This window comes from Aquirufa aurantiipilula (genome assembly GCF_019923745.1).
GTDB lineage: Bacteria > Bacteroidota > Bacteroidia > Cytophagales > Spirosomataceae > Aquirufa > Aquirufa aurantiipilula.
On record NZ_JAANOG010000005.1, the window covers coordinates 117,126 to 136,298 of the forward strand.

Genomic DNA, 19,173 nt, shown 5'->3' on the forward strand with positions numbered 1-19,173 from the left:
TAAGTATATTTAAGTAACTTTGAAAATTAGAATTGGTAATTAGATTGATGTCCACCCTCCATCAACCATTAGATTTTGGCCTGTAATATATCCAGAATCGTCGCTTAATAGAAATCCTACAGCAGGTGCAATATCCTCAGGTTGCCCCATCCTTCTCATGGGCACTTTTTTCTCATATTGTTGGACAAATAATTCAATTTGGTTATCATAAATTCCTCCTGGAGAAACGCAATTTATTCTAATTCCATGAGGACCATAATATGACGCTAAGTATCTAGAAAGATTAACAATTCCTCCTTTTATAGCTGAATAAGCCGCAGGCATAGTCATTTCTGTACCATCGTAAATAGTAAAATCTGGACCAACTGTACCATATATAGAAGATATATTAACAATTGACCCAGTTCCTTGGATTTTCATTATCTCGAGCACAGCCTGAGAACAAATGAAAACACTGTTCATTTGAGAGTCTATATTTTTTCTCCATGAATCAACTGGAATATTTTCGAATTTTAATCCCCAATCTGGAGTTCGAGGATAAGCATTGTTTACAAATCCATCAATTTTCCCATATTTCTGGTAAATATTTTTTAAAGCTTCTTTAACAGATTCGAGACTTGTAACATCACAACAAATCGAACCTTTTTCTAAATCATTTGGACCATGTAATTCTGCATTAATACCAATAGCTCCAGATGATCTAATATATTTTAATATTGCCCTCCCAATCAATCCATTGCCTCCAGTCACGATAATGACCTTATTTTCTAACTTATTCATTAATTGCCAATTTCAAAATCTTTACTGCGTCATCAAATGTGTTCATTGTAGACTCTCCTAACTTAATTTGCTTGGTAAAATAACTCATTTGTTTGGTGTAGGTATCCAATAAATCAAAATCCCCTTGAAATAATATTTCATCCTTTATAACACTCTTAATAGTATTCAAAAGTAAATCAACTATAATCGTATCTTCAGATGTAACAATCTCAATTTGACGTTTTGCATCTCTTCTAAAATAATTAAGTGTAATACTTGTTGAAAAATCTAGATATTTCATGAAATATCTAGCAGAATCAATTGCATCAATTTCAAGAGAGGAACAACTCATTTGTAAGCTCTCAGATGATATTGGGTTTCCGAAAATCCAACAACAATAATCTATTTCATGTATTAAATCAAGATGGACTCCTCCTCCCATTTTTCTATTTGCACTATATATATCACGAAAATTTTTCCCTGGACGCCAAGAAGGAAGATAAGATCCACAATAAATATTTACCTCATTAATTCTCAATACATTGTCCTTAAGATAGCCCCTAATAAACTCAATTGATGGATGAAATCTCATATTACAACCTATATAAGTTATAATATTTGCATCTTTTAATAGATTTGAAATCCTTTCTGAATTTTTTATATCTGATAATACCGGTTTTTCAATAAACATAGGACACTTAAAATCAATTAAGTCCAAAATAGTTGATTCATGGTAGGCAGTAATATTAGAAATTACAATAAAATCTAACTCTACTGGAATTTCATTTTTATGGTGTACATTAATAACTGATTTGTAAAATTCTAAGTTTATCCCAGACCTTAATGCATAAATCTGAGCATTAGGTGACAAATTTAATATGCCATCTACATGTTTTCGTCCGATGGACCCAAGTCCTACTATTAATACCTTCAAATGTTGAAATCAAGTTTATTATTTGAAATCAAATACTCCATAAATTCAAAATCAATTGGGTGGTCAAGATCAAAGCAAATATGCTTCATTACAAAAATTAGTGACTTATCATTAATTGTTTTTGGATTTATCTGATCAAAAAACCTTCTTCTAAAAAAATAAAATGAAGCATTTAAATCATAAATATCCGGAGCTGATTGCCGAGTAAGAAAATTGCCCTCTTTTACTAATCCAAAGTACCCATTATTTTTCTTCTCAACCATATTAAAATATGGATTCCTTTGAGCTGGGTTTACCGAAAACAAGTTCATGGCCTCTTCATCATTTCTGATTATTTCAAATCCTTTCAGTAGATCTTCTAAATTGCGAAGAGGAGATGAAATATCTAGATCAATGATAAAATCATATTTTTTATTTTTTTTATTTTCTTCAAAATTTAAAATATGAGAAATAGTTTCCATTTTACCTGTGCTATCCAAAGAGATATTTTCAGGTCTTATATAATCAGTCTCTACTCCATAAAATTTAGCTACGCTACGAATATCGTCACTGTCAGTAGACAGAGCGATATCAGCTTTATACTTTGATGAGAATGCATTTGCATGAGCAATACTGTAAGCGATTAATGGTATACCATTAATTAATCTAATATTCTTACCTGGTATACCTTTAGATCCACCTCTGGCACATAAAGTAATTAAAATTTCCATTAAAATTTAATGTTTTTGATGTCGTTTTGTGCTTTTTGATAGTCTTGTGGGTTGCCAATATCTAACCAATAACCAGCAAGTGGATATGATGTTACTTTATACCCCTGATTAATTAATAATTCCATTAAATCAGTAGCATTAAAAAATTTATTCTTAGGAATTAATTCATGAACTGATTTTTTAATTAAATAAATTCCCCCATTCGAATAATACGTATATGTTGGTTTTTCAATAAAACTCAATATGTTTTCATTCTCTGTTTCAAGAACAGCATATGGGATATTTACCTGATATGGTATAGTTACAACAGACATATCTGCATTTTTATCAAGAAATTCAAGAAAAAAATGTTCATAATCTAAATTAGTTAGCACATCTGAATTACTTACTAAAATATAATCATGCTTAAAATTACTAACTTTTGAAACTGCACCAATAGTTCCGAGTGGTTCATCTTCCCAAAGATAATTCACATGAATATTTCTATTTTCCCCATTTCCAAAATATTCTTCAATTTGTTCTCCTAAGTATTTAACAGAAATCCAAAAATCATCTATTCCATAAACAGTTAATCGTGTAAGATTATGATCAATAATTGGCTTATCTCCAACTCTAAGTAATGGTTTGGGTACAAACTCAGTGAATGGCATTAATCGTTGGCCTCTACCACCCGCCATAATCACAGCATCTATAGGCAAATAAGATTTTAACTCTCTGAAATTTATAACATTAACTACTTTGTCCTCATTGTCCAATATTGGAATTATTCTGTAATTACTTTCTCTGTATTCTATTATTTTATTAATATCAGATTCTCCCTTTCGGATAAATCTAGGATTAGCTTGAATGATTAGTTCAATATTTTGATAAATCGATACTCCTTTTATTAATCCTCTTCTTACGTCACCGTCAGTCAAAGCACCCACTAAAATTCCTTTGTCGTTGATAACAAAAAGTATAGCATCTTTACCAAGCTTATTTAACTGTATTAAAGCATTTTCTATCGAACTACCAACATTAATTAGATGATCCTTATATGAAATCATTTATCTATAAATTTAATAATTTGAAATGACTCAGCATAGTTTACCCCAACAGAAGCCCCTCTAAAAGTCGCTAATGACTCGATATTTCTATTACTTCTTGGAAATGGATGTTCTCCTAACTCTGATTGATAAATCTGCATTATTTCTAATTTTCTATCAAAAAAATCAGAAATGTCTACGAAATAATTTGGAATAAATACTTTTTCAGGAAGTTGAGGAGCAAATTCTGTTTCAGAAATACATTCATACATCAAAACCTTTTTAATGAAAGGATATCTAAATGATTTAGTACAAGCCATTACTGCATCGAAAGTATACCTATGATCAGAATGAGCGTCTGATCGATTCATAACATAAATTACTTCTGGCTCAAATTCCAAAAATATAGATGAAATTTTTGGAATCATTTCATTTACTATGTCTGAATTTAAGCTCATAGTAGGATAATTTAATTGATATACCGAAGTAAATCCTACCATTTTCGCTACCTGATCAATTTCAACTTTACGAGAATTCACTCTCTCTTTAGTAAATCCGTATTCTTCGGAAACACCCGTGACAATTAGCCAAGCTAATGAATCTCCATTATTTTCATGCTTCAAAAGTGTCCCTCCTGCACCTAAAATTTCATCATCAGGATGAGCCGAGATAACTATTATTTTTGCCATGCTACTTTAAATATGACCCTAGTGGGGGAATAGTTATAAATTCATGTTTTGTTAAAATAATTGCACCATCAAATGTTTTCACTTTTATATTAGCTTCATTAACTTCCAAAACTTTACCTGGTTCCAAATTTTCTTCATGTGAAATTGATAATTCGACATTCCAAATTTTAATTTCTTCTCCCATAAAAAGACAATGAGCCCCAGGATATGGCTTAGAAAGGCCTCTTACTAAATTACAAATTGATTCGCTAGTCATTCTAAAATCAATCAACCCATCTGCTGCATTTCTTTTTCTCCATATATTACCCAAATTCGACTGCTTGCATTTTGAAAAAGTCCCATTTTGCAATTTTGGTAAAAACGACTGAATTTGTTGAAGAGCATTAGATATCATTTTTTCGTACAAAACTGCTGCATCATCTTCAAACAATATCTCAAATTCTTTTTGATCTAATAAATCACCAGTATCTGCTCCTTCATCCATGAAAAAAAAACTTGTTCCAGATTTCTTTAAGCCTAAAACTTTTGCCCAAATTAAGGGATGCCTTCCTCTGTTTTGGGGTAAAAGCGATGGATGAAATCCGATAACACCAAGTGGACAGGTAGTTAAAACATCCTTTTTTATCAAATTTGACCACCCAAAACAGAAGATTATATCTGCATTTAAATTTTTAATCCATTCTATACTAGATGATTCATTAATATTTTGAACATAGTTAAAAGGAATTCTATTTCTAATTGCAATAGATGATAAATCTTCAAAATCTGCATTAAAAGATGATTTCTCTTTTGTTATTACACCAACAACTAGAGCATTTAGTTCAATTAACTTTTCAAGCATCACTTTTGAAAAATAAACAGATCCTATAAATATAATTCTCATCTGTTGGGTAAATTAAAAAACTCCTTTTTTAAAATATTTCTTGTGAGGGAATTTTGAATAGCTTCTACTATTTTAATCGATGAATTCCCTTTACCATATGGATTTTCTATTTTCTTTAATTGTTGCTGGAATTCATCTGAAAGTGCTAACTGAATGGATTCGATAATAGCATTCTTTTCTGGTTCACAAGAAATTACACTTTTTGCTTCAATTCTACCTTGTTGCCTATCACCAATATTTACAGTAGGCTTTTTGAAACTTGGCACTTCAATTAGACCACTTGACGAGTTCCCAATAATGACTTGACAATGCTTAATTGCAGATAAATATCTTAATTGACCTAATGAAACAAATGAAATAGCATTACCGCTATTTTTTCTTATAAACTCATCAATTAATTGAATGATTACTCTTCCATCATGATCAGCATTGGGTTTTGTAATAATAATTTTAGCTTCTTTAAATTCTAATAATGCATTCAATAATTCTTTAAATTGATGCTCTGCAGAGGCATAATCTAATGTTACTGGGTGAAATGTAACTAAAAAATTTAAAGTTGAAAGTTGAAAATCTATCGATGATTCAAAATCTTCTTTGTTTAATAATTTCAGTCGATTTATATTTTCAATTCCTAATGCTCCAACTTGAAATACACTTTTTGGTTGTTCTCCTAATTGAATTACCCTATTTCTATATTCACTTGTTGATGTAAAATGTAAATGAGACATTTTTGTTATTGAATGCCTGATTGCTTCGTCAATTAAACCCTCTGTTGCTTCACCCCCATGACAATGAGCAACAGGGATACGAGCAATCATAGCGGCAGTAACTGCTGAAAATATTTCAAATCTATCTCCCAATACCAAAATCCAATTAGGCTTACTTCTTTCAAAAAAATCGGCAAATCCGATTAAACCCAATCCCATACTTTTTGTAATTCCAACTGAAGTATCTGAAGACAATAACATTTCTACTCTACCATCTATTTGGAAACCGTCAGATTCAATTTGTTTATAAGTTAGGCCAAATTCCGGAGATAAATGCATCCCTGTTACACAAACGGATAACTCAAAATTAGGGTGTTCCTGAATCGCTTTCATCGTCCAAAATAATAGACCATATTCAGCTCTTGTACCCGTAATAACGCAAATTTTTACCATATAAATTGAGTATGATCAACCATAGAAAAAGCATTTACATTTTGGTTTAATTTCTTCCCAATATACATTTCAATGTCCATAGGACTAACACCAAATCCTGGCCTTAATGCAATTAAATCACGAGCGCATATGATATGATCAATAGGTAAATCATTTCTGAAATGTAAACTCTTCCTAACAATTGCGATATTTTTTATCTCTGATTGACTTGGCTCCTTAAATCCAGTTCCTGCAATTGCTAATTCAATATTTCGAATGGCTTTTATCATGTTTTTTAATTCCAATGGTTCTAAGGATGCAATATGATCTGGGCCAGGCATACTTTTGTCTAAAGTAAAATGTTTCTCGATTACCTTGGCACCTAATGCAACTGCGGCAATTGGCACCTCTATTCCTAAGGTATGATCTGAATATCCTACTTGAACTCCTAAATCCATATGAATTTTATTCATCGCTGTCAAATTCACATCATTCATCGGTGTAGGATATTCGGTATTACAATGTAAAATGGTAATACGATCTTTATCAATACCTGCATGAATAAAGACTTCCATGGCATCTGAAACTTCTTTCATATTTGCCATTCCCGTTGAAAAAATAACCTCCTTTCCTTTTTCTGCGATATGAATCAAATATGGCTTATTGGTTATTTCGCCAGATGGTATTTTAAATAAATCAATTCCCAATTCTTCCAAAAAATCAATTGATTCTTCATCAAATCCCGTAGAAAGAAATTTAATCCCAAGACTCTTTGCATAATCTCTTAATTCAAAATGCCATTCATATGGCATTTCCAAATTTTTTAACATTTGAAACTGAGAATTGTCGCCATCGTTGATATTCTTAACCTGATATGCTGCTTTATGTGCTGATTTTGTTACTAAATTTTCTGCTTTAAAAGTTTGAAATTTAACATAATCTGCTCCTGCATCTGCCGCTGCCTCAATTAATCTTTTTGCAATAGACAAATCTCCGTTGTGATTTACACCCGCTTCTGCAATAATAATAACTGGTTTCATGATATAATTTGAGCTGGGATTCCTCGTAGAGCTAATCCAAATCCAATAAAAGTTTTAGTAACTACTGCCCCCGAATAAACTATAGATTGCTCAGGTATTTTAATACCTCGATTTATCACAGCGTGACTACTCAAAAAAGTACTATCTCCAATTTCACAATCTGCATTAACTGTTGCCATGGTAGAAATATGACAATTATCACCAATAATAGAATCATGTTCTATTATTGCTCCAGTATTTATAATATTATTTAACCCAATTTGGGCCCCTGCATTAATTACTGCTTTATGCCCAATAAATGTCCCAGCTTTTATACTTGCAAATGTAGAGACATAAGCATCATTTGCTTTGATAATAGGAAATTCTCCACCAAGTTCAGATACCAATTGAAATATTCTTACCCTATTTACATTAGATAAAATATGACCAAGTGAGATGTGAAAATATGTATATCTTTTTACCAATGATGGAATTTCTTGATCAGTTCCAATAAATGGAATTCCAAATAAATTAGACCCAATTTTTTCTTTTACATCTATAATACCTTCAATTCTAAATTCGTGATTATCTTCAATAATATCTATGACAGACTTACAATGTCCTCCACCTCCAATTAATACGATACCTTTTTTTTGTTTATCTAACACTACTTGGAATATTTACAAGTCTATCAGAAAGCCATTCACTATTTGATAGATCAGCTCTAAGAGAATTCTCAAACATTGGGAGTTTATGCATTAATTCCCATGCTGGTCTAGACATAACTCCATTATTATTTGCAAATTTCAAAAAATCATCTCTCTCCTCTATATTTCTAAATAAAATAGCATTTAACCAGTAATTTGCCTTTGCTTGATCAATTTCATCTATATATTTTAAATTTATACTGGAAAAAAAGTTTGAATATTCTTTAGCTAGACCCCTCTTATTCTCTACAAATTCAAATAATTGTTCAAGTTGAGCGCATGCTAGAGCAGCATTTAAATTTGGCATTCTATAATTATACCCAATTTCATCATGTATAAATGCCCATTGATGTGGAAGTTTAGCTTGGGTTGTTAAATGCTTTGCTTTAATAGCCAAGTCTCTATTATTAGTAATCAGAGCTCCACCTCCTCCACAGGTAATAGTTTTATTCCCATTAAAACTAAATACTCCAATTTCCCCAAATGAGCCCGTATGCTTTTCTTTATAATAACTTCCTATAGATTCAGCCGAATCTTCGATTAGTTTAATATTCCATTCTTGACATATTTCCAACAATTCATCTATTCTACATGGCAATCCAAAAGTGTGCATTGGGACACAAGCTTTTATTCTTTTTCCAGAAAGAGTATTATAACAATATCCATCTTTTCTTATTTCTGCATTATTCTTCAAATAGTTTAACAAGGATTTAGGTGACATACCCAAGGAATCTATATCTACATCAATAAAGATAGGAGAAGCCCCCAAATAAGAAACTGCATTACATGTAGCAATAAATGTTAAACTTTGAGTCAATACTTCATCACCTTTCTTAACATTAGATAAAAGTAATGCCATATGTAAAGCACTAGTTCCATTAACAATTGCAACAGCATATTTAGAACCTGTGATTTTACACATCATCTCTTCAAATTGACTTACAAATGAACCTACAGAAGATACAAAAGTAGAATCAATGGTTTCATTCACATATTGTCTTTCATTTCCTCTAAAAATCGGTTCGTGTAATGGAATAAAATCTTTTGAGGGGAATTTTTCCTTGATAAAATTGACAATATTTTCGAAAAGTGTTATCTGCATTTACTCTTTAATTTATCTATTTCTAGCATAACAAATTATACTATGGGGGTGGAATTTATACTATAGAATTAGTTGAAAAATTACAATCGATTAAACTAATGAAATAATTTTTTTAATCTGATTTTTAAACAATGTAGAAGTATAAAAAAGAATTAAAACAGCCATTGATAACATAGAAAAAGCATAAGCTCCAACCACCATTAAATTCCATTTAGATTTTTCCATTGGGAGAAAGTCTGACAATAAATAATAAGCCAAAGTCAAAAAGAATATTGGCAAAATAATAGGCTTTACATAATTCTCTAGGAATTGAAAAAAGGACAAATTGAAAAATTTAATAAGTACAAACGCATATACAAACGCATTAATACTGAATGCCAAAAATTTGAAAAATGCGAATGAATTCAAACCAAATGTAGAGTAAGTTATTATTATTCCAGACCAATAGATAATAGGAAGTAGCGCGTTGACAAAGTACATTAATTTTACCCGTTCTTGCGCCATTAAAAGTAATGAGCCTGGATATGAGATAAACGCAAATATATTACAAGCGATTAAAAATTTGGCAGGAATGATGGATTCCATATACTGTATTCCTACCCAGCTTACAATCAAAGAAGGCGACATCAAAATCAAAGTAACAATAGGCAAAATGATTAGCGGCGCTGTAACCTTAGTGATGGTGAAACAAAGTTCTTTTAATCCTTCTTGATCGTTTGATCCTATAAAATGGTTAAACCTGACACTAAATGGGCCAAAAATAGTTCCGAGTATACTTCTAAAAAAGGACATGATAGTTAATCCAATGGCGAATAAAGCGACCTCCTTTGCCCCTATCCATTTGCCAATAGCTGCTGGATCTAATTCATAATACAAAATCCATGAAGCCAAAGAAAACAAACTTGTGAGAGCCAAACCTTTGGTTTTATTAAAAACAGCAGGATTATACTTGATAGAGGAAAATAGCCCTAGGATATCATATTTAAATCTTTTTTTAGCAATAATCAATACACTTAAAATAGCTAGAAAATTAAGGACTTGCGTAAATAAAAAATATCCGACTATGTCGTAATGATCCGCTCTAAAAAAATATACCACGGATATTATCTTCCCTAAATTTGCTAGGATATTAGTTCTTTGAACGATGTAGTCTTCCAATCTTACCGCAAAAATCATCTGTGATAATCTTTGCAACATAGTAACTGGCGTAAAAATGGCTAAAATGAATAATAACTGAGACGCTATTATTAATTCATTTCCCGTCGCAAGTTTTTTAATCAATAAGTCGGGATTAAAGCTCAAATAAAAGAAGACCAATGACATTAAGATTAAAAAAACGATTAAAATGAAATTGGTAAACCCAATGACCTGTATTTCTTCATCCCTATTTCCTTTAGCGAAATACTCCGATGCATACTTTTGACCTGCACTGACAAATCCAAGATCAGCATATACGAGAAAGGAAGATATGGAAATACAAACTGTATAAATCCCGTAAATAGTAGGATTGGAAGTTAAATAGGGGATTACAATAAACATCGAAACGAAGTTAAGCCCTATTGAGATAAACTGCCAGAGGTATATTTTAAAGTAGTTCCTGGAAAAATTATTCTTCAAAACTTAAATCGATTTACAGAACACATTTCTTAAAGACTCGTTTCTATGGATTTGTTCACTACAACCTCGAATCCACTAATCCTCTATTTAAAAAAGATTTAATGTCAAAAATGACACTTTTGGCATCCGCTTTAAGCATTTGATAGTCTAGATTTAAAAACTCATTATGGGATACAGCTAAAACTATGGCATTATAACTTCCAAGTTCCGAAGTAATTCGAAGCCCATATTCCTTTTCTACTTCCTGTGAATCGGCATGTGGATCATATACATCTACTTCCAATCCAAATTGCTTTAGTTCTTTATAGATGTCAATCACTTTTGAATTTCTAATATCTGGACAATTTTCTTTAAAAGTTATTCCCAAAACCAGTGCCTTCGCCCCTTTGATGACACTTCCTTTTTGTATCATCAATTTGACCACTTTGTTGGCCACAAACATCCCCATGTTATCATTCACCCTCCGTCCTGAAAGAATCACTTGAGGATGATATCCTAATGATTCTGCCTTATGTGCCAAATAATAGGGGTCTACACCGATGCAATGTCCGCCTACCAAACCTGGTTTATATTTAAGAAAATTCCACTTTGTTCCTGCTGCCTCCAACACATCTTGCGTGTCTATTCCCATTCTGTCAAAAATCAAAGCCAATTCATTAACAAATGAGATATTCACATCCCTTTGGGCATTTTCTATAGCCTTACTGGCTTCTGCTACCTTTAAACTTGGAGCCTTATGAGTACCCGCTAAAATGACACTTTTATATAACTGATCCACTACTTCAGCAATCTCTGGAGTTGAGCCAGAAGTTACTTTCATAATTTTAGTTAGGGTATTTACTTTATCGCCAGGATTAATTCTCTCTGGAGAATAACCACAATAAAAATCATGGTTAAACTTCAACCCTGAAAATTTTTCTAATACAGGAACACAATCTTCCTCAGTACAGCCTGGATATACGGTACTTTCATAAATCACGATATCTCCCTTTTTTAAAATGCTTCCCAACATTTCAGACGCCAATAATAATGGCTTTAAATCAGGGGCATTAAACTGGTCGATAGGGGTCGGTACTGTGACAATAAAAACATTGTACTGACTTAAATCTTCCTTGTTGGATGAAAACTTCAAATTTACTGAAGACTTAATTTCCTCTTCATTAGACTCTAATGTCCTATCTATTCCATTGGCTAATTCTTTCACCCTTTGGGAGTTAATATCAAAGCCTAATACGGAATAAATTTTTCCAAATTCTACAGCCAATGGCAATCCCACATAACCCAAACCAATAACTGCTATTTTCTTATCTGTTAAATGCATTTGAATCTAATTTAATAAATGAAAATACGGTCCATTAAAATTGTCCAAGAAAGTATGTTGCTCTTGGCTGGCATAAACCGCTACTCGTATTTTTTTTTGGGGAATTAGTCCCTCGGCCTTCTGAATTAATTGATATAAATAGTCTTTATCCACGTCACCAATCAACACTAAATCTACAAAAGGAGAATCTTTCCCTTCTGCCAAATCTCCAGTCAAATAAACCTTCTCCACATTCCCTAATTTATCTATGACTTGCTCAATGATTTGATCCAAACCCACAAATTGCATGATAATTCCACGAAGGGAACTGAACATGGGGTGTGCCGTATTGACGGCATAATGCTTCACCTTGGTATTGTCCGGATCCACCTGAACTTTTATCAGGTGCATTTCATTCAACTTATTCAATTCCAAACGTACCGTATTACTACTCACCCCTAACTCCCTTTCTAAACCACGTAAGTATACCTTACTGGCTGGATTCAGCAGGAGTTTGGTCAATAGCTTGACACGAATTTTACCGGAAAAAATAGAATCTAACTGCATGAAAAAAGGATTGGCTTGCTACGGCTTCGCCATCCTGACTCACATATTGCGTGAGCAGACTGATACAAAATTGAGTAACAAAAATAAACTTTTTAACTTAAATACAGAAGCAATATTTATTATATGGCACTTAAATATTATTCCCTAGGTTTCAAAATCCGTATATTTGTAGGGTACTACAAATTATGAAGCGATTATTTGATTTACTTTTAGCCCTCATTTTGAGCCTGATTTTTGCTATTCCAGCTATTTTCATCGCTTTATTGGTCAAAATTACCTCCCCTGGTCCCATCATCTATTGGTCTACCCGCATGGGCAAAAACAACGTTACTTTCCCCATGCCCAAGTTCAGAACCATGTTGACCAATACCCCCGTGGTGGCCACACATCTATTGACCAATCCCGATCAATTTCTAACTCCGATTGGCTCCTTCCTAAGAAAATCGAGTTTAGATGAAATCCCCCAGTTGTGGTGTATATTAAATGGCGATATGTCCTTCGTTGGTCCACGTCCATCACTACCTAGCCAAACCGATCTTAATACCGCAAGAACCGAAGCATCTGTTCATACATTGGTTCCTGGTTTAACCGGCTGGGCCCAAGTGAATGGCCGGGATGAAATTCCCAATGAACAAAAAGTGGCTTTCGACGCCGAATACCTTCAAAGACAATCCTTTTTCTTTGATCTAAAAATCATGTGTTTAACTGCTTGGAAGGTGGTGAAACGGGATGGAGTGGCTCATTAGATTTAGTGTTTAGTTATAGTGATTAGTGGGATATATCATGTTTATGATAATCTGCTAATTTGCCATTTAATTTGGAGATTTATTATGAGATTTGATGATTAAAAACCTGTTTAATAAATTCCTAATTGAAACATCCTCCTATTCTTCCATTCTAAGCCTTATTATAAAAAACAGTCATACTATTTTGTACCTCTACAAGCCGACCCTTTATGTTGCCTAAAAAGAAATGGACGCTGTTGCCTCCTCCAGAAAAAGAAGCATTACAACAGCTTTCTCAAGAATTAAGTACCGTTAAAAATCCTTTTTTCTTACAATTACTATTATCCAGGGGCATAAAAAGTTTTGACCAAGCCAAGGCATTCATGTTGCCTGAAATATCATTGATTCATGATCCATTCCTAATGAAAGATATGGATAAGGCCGTAGAGCGTTTAGGCCTAGCCTTGGAAACAGGTGAGAAAATATTGATTTATGGTGATTATGATGTGGACGGGACCACTTCTGTCGCTTTGGTTTATGGATATCTAAGTGAAATTCTTGGGGCGGATTGCGACTATTACATTCCCGACCGATACACAGAGGGCTATGGTGTCTCTCAAGCTGGTGTTCAGTATGCCAAAGACAATGACTACAGTCTAATTATTTCATTGGACTGTGGTATCAAAGCTCATGAAAGAGTCGCTTGGTGCAATGAACAAGGTATCGATTTTATCGTTTGTGATCACCATTTACCCGAGGAGCAATTGCCTGAGGCATTGGCTGTTTTGGATCCAAAAAGGAAAGATTGTCCCTACCCATTCAAGGAATTAACGGGTTGCGGGGTTGGATTTAAACTCCTACAAGCTTTCATTGAAGCCAATTTTTTAGAACCTGAACCACTCTGGGAACGTATCGATTTATTGGCTTGTAGTATAGCGGCTGACATGGTTCCCATCACAGGCGAGAACCGAATATTTACATATTTTGGACTAGAAAAACTAAGCAACAATGCTTCTCCAGGATTAGCCTTTTTACTTCAAAACGCAGGAAGAACTGCTCCCATTCAAGTTACAGATATCGTATTTTCTATTTCTCCGGTCATTAATGCAGCCGGTAGAATGGACCATGCACATGGTGCCGTTAAATTATTGTTGGCATCTGATACACTAGAAGCAAGCCAATTAGCCGAGGCTGTATTGAAACAAAATCAAAGTCGGAAAGAAGTAGAAAAAGAAATCGTTCAACAGGCCATAGAAATCTTCCAACAAGATTCATTTCTTCCAACAGCCTTTTCTACAGTCCTATTTCATCCTTCATGGCATAAAGGAGTTGTGGGAATTGTGGCAAGTAAAATACAAGAGCATTATTACCGTCCGACTATCATTTTAACAGAATCAAATGGCCATTTGGTTGGTTCAGCCCGTTCTGTCAAAGGTTTTGACATTCACGCAGCTTTAGAATCTTGTGCGGATTTGTTGGTTCAGTTTGGTGGACATACCCATGCAGCTGGCTTACATCTCAAACCAGAGGATTTACCTGCCTTTATACAACGGTTCGATGAGTTAGTGAAAAAAGGGTTAACAGAAAACCCTCCTCAAGCGGAATTATTGATTGATATGGAAGTTCCCCTTTCTGCCCTGAATCTTGCTTTTCATGATAAATTATTGATTCGACTTTCTCCCTTTGGACCAGGAAATATGATTCCGCTTTTTCAAAGCAATCAACTTTTTCAAACAGCTCCACCCACCATCATGAAAGAAGCGCATCTGAAACTATTTGTCCAAGATAAACCTGAAAATCCGGTGATGGAAGTGATTGCTTTTAACTTACGAGCGGATTTCTATGAAGGTTTGATGGATGCCTATTTGAATCAAAAGCCCATTTCATTGGTCTATCATTTGGAAGTGAATGAGTTTAGAGGCAATCGAAAATTACAGTTGAGAGCTTTGGATATGGCATAAAAGGTGGCTTCGAGAACCTCAGGTACGGTGGCTTCGAGAACCTCAGCCACCTAAATAACAATTTTCACTCCGCAATAATGGTGACTTCGAGAGCCTCAGGTACGGTGGTTTCGAGAGCCTCAGCCACCGTATAATAACCTTGTACCTAAAATTCAAAGGTGGCTGAGACTCTCGAAGCCACCACCAGAGAGCTGATGATAATCATTTTTAATTCTTTCCCCTTCACTTAGTTTTGAAGCAAAGGATTTAGATTATGGAAAGAAAAACAATCATTTGGTTTAGTAGATTCTCCTTATTTATCATCTACTTCTGGTTTGGTGCACTAAAAGTTATTGGGATTTCGCCTGCAGAAAAATTAGTCGAACATCTGTATGAAGCCACCCTACATCAAACATTAGGCTTAGATACTTTCTCTTTTTATTTTGGATTTATTGAATGTGCTTTAGGCCTAATTTGGCTATTCCCAGCACTCACTTCCTGGGCATTTTACGCGCTGATATTGCACCTCATCACGACTTTTCTTCCTACCATTTTTCTTCCAAATGACACTTGGCAATTCATTTTTACGCCAACTTTAATAGGACAATACATCATCAAAAACCTGGCACTTTTATCAACTGCTTGGTTTGTCCGTGAGGCTCATACGGTGGCTTCGAGTGCCTCAGCCACCGTGGAATAACCTTGTCCTTATAATTCAAAAGTGCCTAAGATACACGAAGTCTCCGTGTAATAACTATCTGATTAAACTTACAAGGTGACCGAGGTTCTCGAAGTCTCCGTATAATAATCAAAGGTGGCTTCGAGAGCCTCAGCCACCTTTGAATATATCAATCTTCATCCTGATCCTTTTTCTTTACAGGAAAGATAAAGGCGGCTCTTTTAGGTCCAGGAAAAGGAATATTTCCCTTCAATCCATGCCACAATACTCGATTAAATGCCACATCGTTATTGGCATCCTCTTTTTCAAAATTAAAGAGCTCCGATTGCCTTTGCCATTCATTACGAACCACATTTTTCTCCAGTAAGTTAATTTGAGGAACGATGGCTTTAAAGTCAAAGGGATTAGCCACTGAATCAAAACTTCTCCACATTGGCATGGCCGCAGCATCATACTGGGTCATTGGAGGTAATCCTAAAATCAGTTCCATCGTGCGTAACATAGAACTAGTTGTATACATGGTATGATCCACAAAATTCCTTTTTACAAAACCTCCCGCCACATAGGCCGTACTCCGATGCGCATCTACATGATCTGCCCCATTTTGGGCATCATCTTCTAAAATAAATACCACTGTCTCATTCCAAATAGGACTTTTTGCCAAGGTTTCTATCAATTGACCTACCGCTAAATCATTGTCGGCCACGTGTGCATAAGGTGTTGGCCTGCCTATACGTAAACCTTCCGTATGGTCATTTCCCATACGTAAAGAATTAAATCTTGGCACACGATTCTCCTTAACCATTTGTTCAAATTCCTTCTTCCAAATAGCCAAACGAGTGGTATCTTGAATAGCTAAATTGTAGCTTGGGAAAGTTGGATGAAAACGATTATTCAATACTGGGATATTCGCTTTTCCATTAGTAACAAACTCCCCGTAGGTTCTAAATGATACTCCATAACGGTTACATTGATCCCAAATATATCCATTCTTATTTTGAGATACACTCCGCTCAGCCTCCCCATAAATTCCTCCTCCGCGTCCACCATAACTAGTAGGCCAACTTTTCTCCATGTAATCTGTCGCATAAGCTCCCATGGTCCAATGGTGTCCATCAGCACTCACTTCTGCATCTACATAAAAGTTATCCAACAGCACAAATGACTCTGCAATAGCATGTTGATTTGGCGTGTATTTTCTACCAAATAGCAATAAAGTAGTATCCCCATTTCCACCTTTAACATCGGCTAAAACCTGATCATAGGTCCTGTTTTCCTTGATCACATAAAACACATATTTAATAGGTGAGACCTGACCTGCTTTCATGGGAATAGGTAAACCCGGAGCCTGCTTATCTGCCATCTCCGATTTTGCTGGCTGATAGGCTGAATTTTGGTAAGCTGCCTTCGTATAAACAGGGAATTCTTGAGCTTTAGGTCTTGGAATCACACTCATGGTACCTTTAAACATCGAACCGATGTATTGTACTTCTTTAGGGGCGTTGGAATCTCCAGCATGCAAATTCACTTCCTCTCCCTTTCGTATCGGTCTAGGTCCATAAGGATTCGCCATGGAAGTGTTTCCTTTTCCATTGATAACCCAAATTTGATTATTGATTACCTTGACATTACTTGGATACCAGCCCACTGGAATAAACCCTTTGGCCTGACTTTTTCCTGTAATATTGACATCAAAAACAGCCAAACAATTATTATCTGCATTGGCGATGTATAGATATTTGGTTTTAGGATCAATGGCCAATCCATTGGTAGTAGATCCTGCTGGTGAATTTGGATACAAGGCTACATCCAATGTTTCAATAACTTTTTGGGATGCTAAATCAATCACGGAAACGCTGTTGTCATTGGCATTACAAACCATCAATGTTTTTCCATTCGGATGCAGCACCATTTCATTGGGATTATCTCCCACTTCAATCGATTTTTTCCAAAGATTTGTCTTTAAATCGAATACCAAAACCTGATTACAACCCCAGCAAGAAATATATAATTCATTATTAGAAGGACTCAATACACACATATAGGCTTCGCCATCCATGCCAAATTGCTTCAAGACTTGATTACTTTTGGCATCTATGATGTATAAACTTCGATTATCACGCGTAACAACATACAAGCGCTGACGAGCATCATCAAAAGCTAATCCCGATGGAGCAATTCGATTGGGCCAAGCATCCCCTAATTTGATATCTCCTAATAAACTTAGTTTCCCGCCAGAAAGTCCAAGACGAAGTATTTTATTGTCATGACCACCTGAAACATACAATTGGGAATCATCGGAATTAAAGGCTAATCCATACCAAGCTTTGGCAACTACCATGGAATCCACCACTTGCTGCTTAGCTATGTCGATGAGGTAAACACTATGCTTACTTTGACCATTATTAGTCACTGCCGCCCATTTTTTGGAATGACTAATCACCATATTTAAGGGTAAGTCTCCTAAGGGGAATGATTTCCCAGCAGGACTTAATTTCCATCCATTAGGTAAAGAAACGGTAGCACCTATATGCTGGGAATAAGAAAGAAAAGAAAAGCAGCAAATACTTAATAATAAACAGAGCTTTTTCATGGTTTCAAGGAGGTTTAGATTAGCAAGTTAAGGGAAGTCCCTAGCAATACCAATAAGCGTATATAAACTGTTTGTTAAAAACGCTTATACTCCTCAAAATCAATCTATAAGCTTATTCTAACGAAGGCTCCAGTATTCAATTTTTCAGCTTTGAACGGTCCATAATAATCGAAGTTCATTCCTATGCCATACGTAAACTTCTGTCGACTAATTCCCGCCCGAAATGTATATCCACTACGGGCATGTACTCCTCCATCTAAAACCTGATTATACAGTAATTGTCCTCGTGTATAAAGGCGAGTTTTAGGTCCCAAAGAGGGCTTAAATTCCACCAAACTTACAACTTCCATATTGGTAGTTGGCAAAAGACAGATATTCGGAGATACCAAAAGTAACCAAGTAGGATTTGCCTTAAAATATTGAACACCCAATAAAGGCACTAAACCCAATTTAAAATGCCACTGTGCTCCTGCACCAGCCTTGAAATTATTCCCCAAATCGTAGTTTATGGAATTCACCACCACAATCTCCGTTTCTTCATTTTTATTATGATAATCTACCGCACCATTCGTCACATTGAAAAAAGTGAATTTTCCTTTGGCATCGATGGGTTTATTGAGAATCAATTGAAAATTCATTCGATTATTTCCAAACATCACTTCAACCGGAATGGGTGCTGGTGGGGGACTAGACTGCTGAGCAAACGATGTAACACTAAGTAATAGGGTACATACTAAAATTAAAAGGCCATTTTTCATGGCGACAAAGATAAAAGGGAATTGTTG

At 34.7% G+C, this 19,173-nt stretch carries 18 protein-coding genes; 3 read left to right on the top strand and 15 right to left on the bottom strand.

Translation table 11 applies throughout. The annotated features are described in order from the left end of the window. Positions 1-39 precede the first annotated feature (39 nt). The 13 genes from G9H60_RS07325 to G9H60_RS07385 form a co-directional block, all read right to left on the bottom strand. Entirely contained in the window at positions 40-780 is a 741-nt protein-coding gene (locus G9H60_RS07325) for an oxidoreductase (RefSeq protein WP_223143403.1), read from the bottom strand. Beyond that, positions 773-1,693 carry a Gfo/Idh/MocA family protein gene (locus tag G9H60_RS07330; protein WP_223143404.1) on the bottom strand — a complete coding sequence of 307 codons (921 nt, stop codon included), beginning with the start codon at positions 1,691-1,693 and terminating at the stop codon, positions 773-775. Before G9H60_RS07330 ends, G9H60_RS07325 begins: the two co-directional genes overlap by 8 nt. Further along, positions 1,690-2,403, bottom strand: coding sequence for an acylneuraminate cytidylyltransferase family protein (locus tag G9H60_RS07335; protein ID WP_223143405.1), 714 nt, complete (start codon positions 2,401-2,403; stop codon positions 1,690-1,692). The genes G9H60_RS07330 and G9H60_RS07335 overlap by 4 nt, the downstream gene beginning before the upstream one ends. Then, positions 2,403-3,449 (bottom strand): nucleotidyltransferase family protein, encoded by a 1,047-nt coding sequence (locus tag G9H60_RS07340; protein ID WP_223143406.1) that lies wholly within the window; start codon positions 3,447-3,449, stop codon positions 2,403-2,405. Before G9H60_RS07340 ends, G9H60_RS07335 begins: the two co-directional genes overlap by 1 nt. Next, on the bottom strand, positions 3,446-4,117 hold the full coding sequence (locus G9H60_RS07345; RefSeq protein ID WP_223143407.1) for a PIG-L deacetylase family protein: 672 nt from the start codon (positions 4,115-4,117) through the stop codon (positions 3,446-3,448). Before G9H60_RS07345 ends, G9H60_RS07340 begins: the two co-directional genes overlap by 4 nt. Before the next feature lies 1 nt (position 4,118). Next, positions 4,119-5,000, bottom strand: a complete 882-nt coding sequence (locus G9H60_RS07350; protein ID WP_223143408.1) for a formyltransferase family protein — start codon at positions 4,998-5,000, stop codon at positions 4,119-4,121. Further along, positions 4,997-6,160, bottom strand: a complete 1,164-nt coding sequence (gene neuC, locus G9H60_RS07355) for a UDP-N-acetylglucosamine 2-epimerase (RefSeq protein WP_223143409.1) — start codon at positions 6,158-6,160, stop codon at positions 4,997-4,999. Before neuC ends, G9H60_RS07350 begins: the two co-directional genes overlap by 4 nt. Further along, positions 6,154-7,179, bottom strand: a complete 1,026-nt coding sequence (gene neuB / locus G9H60_RS07360) for an N-acetylneuraminate synthase (protein WP_223143410.1) — start codon at positions 7,177-7,179, stop codon at positions 6,154-6,156. Before neuB ends, neuC begins: the two co-directional genes overlap by 7 nt. Next, positions 7,176-7,826 carry a NeuD/PglB/VioB family sugar acetyltransferase gene (locus tag G9H60_RS07365; RefSeq protein WP_223143411.1) on the bottom strand — a complete coding sequence of 217 codons (651 nt, stop codon included), beginning with the start codon at positions 7,824-7,826 and terminating at the stop codon, positions 7,176-7,178. The genes neuB and G9H60_RS07365 overlap by 4 nt, the downstream gene beginning before the upstream one ends. Then, positions 7,816-8,967 (bottom strand): LegC family aminotransferase, encoded by a 1,152-nt coding sequence (locus G9H60_RS07370; protein WP_223143412.1) that lies wholly within the window; start codon positions 8,965-8,967, stop codon positions 7,816-7,818. Before G9H60_RS07370 ends, G9H60_RS07365 begins: the two co-directional genes overlap by 11 nt. 90 nt (positions 8,968-9,057) lie before the next feature. Beyond that, a complete protein-coding gene (locus tag G9H60_RS07375; protein WP_223143413.1) occupies positions 9,058-10,248 on the bottom strand; it encodes a lipopolysaccharide biosynthesis protein in 1,191 nt (396 codons plus the stop codon). A 394-nt stretch (positions 10,249-10,642) separates the two neighbouring features. Continuing rightward, positions 10,643-11,905 (bottom strand): nucleotide sugar dehydrogenase, encoded by a 1,263-nt coding sequence (locus G9H60_RS07380; RefSeq protein WP_223143414.1) that lies wholly within the window; start codon positions 11,903-11,905, stop codon positions 10,643-10,645. 6 nt (positions 11,906-11,911) lie between these two features. Next, positions 11,912-12,451, bottom strand: coding sequence for an ArsR family transcriptional regulator (locus tag G9H60_RS07385; RefSeq protein WP_223143415.1), 540 nt, complete (start codon positions 12,449-12,451; stop codon positions 11,912-11,914). A gap of 185 nt (positions 12,452-12,636) precedes the next feature. Between G9H60_RS07385 and G9H60_RS07390 the strand changes: the two genes are divergently transcribed. The 3 genes from G9H60_RS07390 to G9H60_RS07400 all read left to right on the top strand — a co-directional run bounded on the left by G9H60_RS07390 (position 12,637) and on the right by G9H60_RS07400 (position 15,816). Continuing rightward, on the top strand, positions 12,637-13,197 hold the full coding sequence (locus tag G9H60_RS07390) for a sugar transferase (RefSeq protein ID WP_223143416.1): 561 nt from the start codon (positions 12,637-12,639) through the stop codon (positions 13,195-13,197). 209 nt (positions 13,198-13,406) lie between these two features. After that, on the top strand, positions 13,407-15,137 hold the full coding sequence (recJ, locus tag G9H60_RS07395) for a single-stranded-DNA-specific exonuclease RecJ (protein ID WP_223143417.1): 1,731 nt from the start codon (positions 13,407-13,409) through the stop codon (positions 15,135-15,137). A 253-nt stretch (positions 15,138-15,390) separates the two neighbouring features. After that, complete coding sequence (locus G9H60_RS07400) at positions 15,391-15,816, top strand: hypothetical protein (protein WP_223143418.1); 426 nt, start codon at positions 15,391-15,393, stop codon at positions 15,814-15,816. 148 nt (positions 15,817-15,964) lie between these two features. On the opposite strand, the gene G9H60_RS07405 is transcribed toward G9H60_RS07400, so the two are convergent. Together G9H60_RS07405 and G9H60_RS07410 are read right to left on the bottom strand one after the other, a co-directional pair. Continuing rightward, on the bottom strand, positions 15,965-18,388 hold the full coding sequence (locus G9H60_RS07405; protein ID WP_223143419.1) for a bifunctional YncE family protein/alkaline phosphatase family protein: 2,424 nt from the start codon (positions 18,386-18,388) through the stop codon (positions 15,965-15,967). 104 nt (positions 18,389-18,492) lie between these two features. Beyond that, complete coding sequence (locus G9H60_RS07410) at positions 18,493-19,146, bottom strand: hypothetical protein (RefSeq protein WP_223143420.1); 654 nt, start codon at positions 19,144-19,146, stop codon at positions 18,493-18,495. Between the last annotated feature and the right edge of the window lie 27 nt (positions 19,147-19,173).